Source organism: Variovorax sp. P5_A3 (assembly GCF_056400665.1).
Genome location: NZ_JBFUKW010000068.1, coordinates 1 through 1,215 on the forward strand (window position 1 = coordinate 1; position 1,215 = coordinate 1,215).

2 protein-coding genes are annotated in these 1,215 nt (G+C 64.3%); both read left to right on the forward strand.

Going from position 1 to position 1,215, the window contains the following annotated elements; genetic code table 11:
* On the forward strand, window positions 1-255 hold a 255-nt coding region (locus AC1D3B_RS36170), incomplete at its 5' end, for a methyl-accepting chemotaxis protein (protein ID WP_478195469.1).
* Between the two features lie 109 nt (window positions 256-364).
* On the forward strand, window positions 365-1,215 hold an 851-nt coding region (locus AC1D3B_RS36175; RefSeq protein WP_478195470.1), incomplete at its 3' end, for an MCP four helix bundle domain-containing protein.

Genomic DNA, 1,215 nt, shown 5'->3' on the forward strand with positions numbered 1-1,215 from the left:
CAGGTGGCCGAAGCGGGCAAGACGATGGAAGAGATCGTCGACAGCGTGAAGCGGGTGACCGACATCATGGGCGAGATCACCGCGGCGAGCCAGGAGCAGACCTCGGGCATCGAGCAGATCAACCAGGCGATCACGCAGATGGACCAGGTGACGCAGCAGAACGCGGCACTGGTCGAGGAAGCCTCTGCTGCAGCGCAATCGCTGCAGGAGCAGGCGGGCGGCCTTTCGCAGGTCGTGAGCGTGTTCCGTCTCTAGGACTCGCAGGGACATCCGGTCTCAATATTTGCCCGCCGCTGCCGATATAGAGGAGCGACCGAAGCCAGCACTGCGCTCCGGCCCTCACCCCAACTGAAGAAAGAGTGTGATGCGTTTCAAGGATCTGAAGATCGGCACGCGCCTGGGCATCGGCTTCGCCGCCATGATGGTGCTCATGGGCCTCATTTCGGCAACCGGCATGAACCGGTTGAGCAACGTCGGAGATGCCACGGACCGGATGGTTTCGGATCCGCTGGTCAAGGAGCGGATGGTCGGCGAGTGGTCCAAGCTGCTGGGCGCGAACACCGTGCGCACCTTCGCCATGATCAAGGCCACCGACGGCGAGACGGAAGCCTATTTCAAGAGGGAGCTCGGCGCCGGCCAGGCCCTGATCAACCCGCTGCAGAAGAAGCTCGAGGAATTGCTGACATCGCCGGAGGAAAAGAAGCTCTACGGTGATGTCGCCGAGGCGCGCCGGGCCGTGCTCGAAATCCTGGGCACGCTCAACAAGCTCAAGGGGACCGGCGATGCGGAGGCAGCCAACAAGCTGGCCGACAGCCAGTTTCTCGCATCGCTGGGCAACTACCAGAAATCCGTCGACGTTCTCGCGGCGTACGAGCGCGAGCAGATCGACATGACCGCGAAGGGCATTGCCAAGGATCACGACGCAGGCCGCCTGTCGCTGATCGTTCTGTCGGCCATCGCACTGGTGGTCGGCGCCCTTGCCGCATGGCGCCTCACGGTCGGCATCGTTCGCCCGCTGGGTCGGGCCGTCGAAGTCGCGGAGGCCGTGGCCGGCGGCGACCTGGGAAGCCGCATCGAAGTGCAAAGCCGCGACGAGACGGGTCAACTGCTGCAGGCGCTGAAGAACATGAACGACAGCCTGGCGAAGGTGGTCGGCGAGGTGCGTACGGGCACGGACACGATCGCGACCGCGTCGAGCCAGATCGCGACGGGCAA